At 74.3% G+C, this 4,676-nt stretch carries 2 protein-coding genes; both read right to left on the reverse strand.

The window, feature by feature from the left end; all coding sequences use genetic code 11:
- Positions 1–3,148 (reverse strand): GAF domain-containing protein (locus VGR37_01485; GenBank protein HEV2146068.1); only part of this gene is annotated, 3,148 nt, incomplete at its 3' end.
- Between the two features lie 7 nt (positions 3,149–3,155).
- The gene (locus VGR37_01490; GenBank protein HEV2146069.1) at positions 3,156–4,448 is read right to left on the reverse strand and encodes a VWA domain-containing protein; all 1,293 of its coding nucleotides are present in this window, start codon (positions 4,446–4,448) and stop codon (positions 3,156–3,158) included.
- Between the last annotated feature and the right edge of the window lie 228 nt (positions 4,449–4,676).

A 4,676-nucleotide genomic window follows, 5' to 3' on the forward strand; every position in this document is an offset into this window, starting at 1 on the left:
GGTACAGCCCCAGCCCCGTGCCGCCGTGCGTGCGCGCCAGCCCGCTCTCCAGCTGCTCGAACGGGCGGAACAGGCGCTCCTGGTCCTCGTGCGGAATGCCGGGGCCGGTGTCGCACACCGAGAGGGCGACGATGCCGTCCATCGAACGCACCTGGATGGACACCTCGCCCTCGTCGGTGAACTTCACGGCGTTCCCCGCCAGGTTGATCAGGATCTGCCGCACCTTGTCGGGATCGGTCTGCACCACCGGGTGAGGGTCACAGCCGTCCAGGCGAAACTCCAGCGACTTCTGCATCGCGAGCGGCTGGATGACGTCGGCCACCTCGCGCGCCAGGTCGCACAGGTTCACCGGCTCCATCGTCACCTCCGCTCGCCCCGCCTCCAGGCGGGAGAACGAAAGCACCTCCTCGATCAGCCCGCGCAGGTGCCGCGACGCCGTCTCGATGCGCGCCAGCGAGTTCACCTGCGGGGGCGTCACGGGGCCGTGAATGCCCATCTGCAGCAGCTCCACGTGCCCCAGCACCGCGTTCAGCGGGGTGCGCAGCTCGTGGCTCATGGTGGCGATGAAGTCCGACTTGGCGCGCGAGGCCTCCTGCGCTGCCTCCAGGAGACGGGCGTTCCGCAGCGCCACCGCCGCGTGGTCCGCGAAGGCGGCGAGAAGCGAGGCGTCCGCCGGGCCGAAGGGCTCGTCCCGCCGCGCCGCGGTGAGCACCCCCAGCGCGACCTCGCCCACCCGCAGCGGAACGGAGGCCTCGTAGCCGGCGCCGCCCCCGGCGGCGGGCACCCCCCGGTGCACCGGCCGCTCCAGGAGCTGTTCCTGCACCGGGAGCACGGCGCCCACCGGCGTCCCCGTCTCTCCCGAGGTGGCGACCACCTCCAGCTCCGCCTCCTCCCCCTCCCCGCGGAGGAGCGCCACCGTGCACGCCTGCGAGCGGACGATCCGGGCCGCCTCCCGGGCGACCACCGCCAGCGTCTCCCCGAGCCCCTGCGCCGCCGAGAGCGTGCGGGCGACGATGCGGATCGCCTCGCTCTCCCGGGTGCGGCGGCGCTCCGCGCCCACCAGGTGCGCGTTCTCCACGGCGACGGCCGCGTGGCGGGCCAGCCGCTCCAGCAGGCGGAGGTCCGTGTCGGTGAAGGGGTGCTGGCCCTCGCGGGAGCGGACCGCGGTCAGCGTCCCCAGCGGTCCGGAGCGCCCCACGAGCGGGGCGCAGATCACCGAGCCCACCCGCTCCGGGTCGATGTACGCCCGGCGCACCCGCGGGTCCGTGGCCGCGTCCGGGAGGAGGACCGGCGTCCCCGCCCGGACCACCCATCCGGGGACCGAGTCCCGCACCGGGACCTCGCGCCCGGCGGTGGGCGCCAGGAGCCCGAGCGTGTAGTCCGCGGCCCGGAGCGTCTCGCCCCCGGGGCGCAGCAGCGCGATCCCGCACCCGTCCGGGGCCACCAGGCGGGTGGCGGCGTCCGTGACCCGCCGCAGGAGCTCGTCCGTGTCCAGGGTGGAGGCCAGCGAGCGGGCGATCTCGCCCAGCTCCTCCAGCTCCTCCGTGCGGCGGGCGAGCGATGCCGCCATGTCGTCGAACCCGCGCCCCAGCTCGTGCACCTCCAGCGGCGCCCCCGCCGGGAGCGCCCCCACCCGTGCCGTGAGCCCGCCGGAGGCCAGCGCGGCGGCGGCCTCCCGCATGCGCAGCAGGGGGACGGAAAGGTAGGCCGCCAGCAGGTCGCCCACCGCGAGCGCCAGCAGCGTCACCACGATCAGCAGCACCAGGAGGCGCACGTACGCCTCGGCCACGAAGGCCTGGATGCGCGCGTAGGGCTGCTCGGTCCACACCCACCAGTCCAGCCCCGGGATCCGCGCGACCCCGGCCAGCACCTGCGACGCGGTGACCGAGGCGGCGGGGAGGGCGCCCGCCGCGCGGTAGGTGGTGGTGCCGTCGTTCCCCACGGCGCGCACCGCGTCGAAGGCGAGCGAGTCGCGCACCGTGCGGGGGAGGTCTCCGGGGCCGTAGCGCGCCTCGGTGTCGTAGACCAGCGTCCCCTCCACGTCCGCCACCCGGATCCGCTCCCCCAGCTCCGGCGCCGCCGGGGGGCGGGGAAGCCGCTTCAGGTCCAGCGCGCCCACCACGAACCCCGCCAGGGTGTCGGCCAGCTCCACCGGGTGGGCGATCACCACCAGCGGCTCCTGCACGCCCCCGCGCCCCGCCACCACCCGCGAGATCACGGTGCGGCGCGTCTCCCGCACGCCGCGGACGTACGCGCGGTCCCCGAACTCCAGCCCCACCACCGAGTCGCCGCGCGCGTTCACCAGCGGGTGGAAGGCGACGGCGACGGCCCGCGAGTCCGCGGCGTACATGTTGACGAAGCCGGGGAACTGCCCGTGCTCCGCCGCCACCAGCCGCTGGAAGCGCGCCGGGTCCCACTCGCCCGCCCGCTCCGCCGCCTCGGCCACGGAGCGGACCGCGGCGGCGTGCAGCGCCACGTACTGCTCCAGCCTCGCCGCGTACGAGGTGGCCGAGAGCGAAACCCGCTCGCGGGCCCGCTCCACGCTCCGCTCCCACTCCTGGCGCCCGGACCAGATCCCGAACCCCAGCACGGGGGTCAGCGCCGCCAGCGTCACCACCACCGCCAGCGCCGAGCGGAGCCGGGGCGCTCCGCGCGCGCGCAGCGCCCAGCGCACGCCGGGGATGAGGTACAGCGCCTCCGCCCCCACCGCGTTGATCAGGCCGTTGAAGGGCTGCTTGAGGAAGATCACCACCGCGGTGCTCCCCGAGACGCCCATCAGCAGGTAGTAGGTCAGGAAGAGGAGGGGGACGCCGCCCACGATCCAGTACAGGAGGTCGGCCACGAGGGGCCGGCGCCCCCGCACGTGCGACAGGTAGCCCACCGCCGCCCCTTCCAGGGCGAAGATCAGCCAGGCGTAGGGGTGGTTCCAGAGCCAGAGGGTGCGGACCGAGGCGATCCCCGCGGCGAGGAGCCCCGGACCGGGCCCGAAGGCCACGGCGGCAAGGAGGTACGCCACCCCGCCGAAGACCAGGTCCGTCCCCGGGGAGAGCGGGATGGGGTAGAGGTTGACGAGGTAGCCGGCGATCCCCAGGAGGACGGCGGCGCCCCACCGGAACGCGAAGGCGCGTCTGCGCGCTCCTGGCTTCACCAGGGGACTACCCCGCCCTCCGCGTCTTGCGGCGGAGGAAGTCCTTCATGATGTACTGGCCCAGCGTCATCGTGGTGGTGAAGTACGCCTTCCCCCGCGCGATCTCGGAGACGCGGTTCACGAAGGCCACGAGGTGCGCGTCGCGGGCCAGCATGAAGGTGTTGATCAGGATCCCCGCCTTGCGGCAGGCCGCCACCTCCTGGAAGGTCTCCCGCAGCACGCGCGCGTCCAGCCCCATGGAGTTCTTGTAGATGCGCCCGTCCGGGAGCGTGAGCGCCGAGGGCTTCCCGTCGGTGATCATCACGATCTGGCGCATGTCCTTGTTCTGCGCCAGGAGGAGCCGCCGGGCCAGCTTGAGCCCCTCGGCCGTGTTGGTGTGGAAGGGCCCCACCTGGGCGTGGGCCAGCCGCGAGAGCGGGATCTCCTCCGCGCGGTCGCCGAAGGTGACCACGCGCAGGGTGTCGCCCGGGAACTGCGTGCGGATCAGGTGCGAGAGCGCCAGCGCCACCTTCTTGGCCGGGGTGAAGCGGTCCTCGCCGTACAGGACCATGGAGTGGCTGGTGTCCAGCATCAGCACGGTGGCGCAGCTCGACCGGTACTCGGCCTGGTGGACGTGCAGGTCGCCGTAGTCCAGGTCGATGCGGCCGTCCTCGCGGAGCCCGTCGTGCGCCAGCGCGCTCTTGAGGGTGGCGGGGATGTCCAGGTTCAGCGTGTCCCCGAACTCGTACGGCCGGCTCGCCGCCTCCGCCTCCACCCCGGTGGCGAGGTGCGGGGTGTCGTGCGACCCGAAGGACGACTTCCCCATGGCGCCCAGGAGCCCGCGGAGGGTGCGGTACCCCAGGAAGTCCATCCCCTTCCCCGTGAGGTCGAACTCCACCTGCCGGGCGGCCGAGCGCGCCTCGTCCACCTTCCCCTCGCCGGCCTGCGGCGGCGGGCCGCCGGGCGCGCCGGGCTGCGTCACGTTCAGGTATCCCTCCTCCACCAGCCGCTCGATCAGCCGGTCGAGCAGCTCGGCGATCTCCTGCCGGACGGCGTCGTCCCCGCCGCCCTCGCCGCGCAGCTCAGCGAGCATCTCCGGGGTGAGCTGCCCGCTCTCGATGAGCGCGCGCAGCAGCGCCTCGCGGAGCGCGTCCAGCGAGCGCTCGTCCTCGCCGCCGAACTCCCCCCAGTACGGGTGGTAGTGCTGCCCCCCCGCGAACCCGCTCTGCAGGAGGAAGTCGGACAGGTGGTCGAGCAGCGCCTGGAGGTTCAGCGCGTCCGCCCGGTTTCCCGTGTAGCGGGTATAGTTCGTGAATCGCATGCCTGGTGCCCCGGGTGACGCGTCCGCGGTGGCGGGATCAGCACATCCCGGGCCACCCGGCTGCGCTCCGGATGACCCGCTCCCATTGCAACTTACGGCGGCGCACGGCGCCGGGACAGGGAAAGCAAGCTGAACGAAGGAACCACCGCGCGCGGCGGCGACGCCCGCCCCGGGCACGACGCCCCCCCGCCCCCCGCGGTCCCCGCCCGGGGGCCGCCGGTGCAGCTC

The sequence above is a fragment of the Longimicrobiaceae bacterium genome, assembly GCA_035936415.1.
GTDB lineage: Bacteria > Gemmatimonadota > Gemmatimonadetes > Longimicrobiales > Longimicrobiaceae > JAFAYN01.

Coding starts and splice junctions, on each gene's coding strand:
- VGR37_01490 (HEV2146069.1), bottom strand. CDS start 4,448: ATGCGATTCACGAACTATACCCGCTACACGGGAAACCGGGCGGACGCG.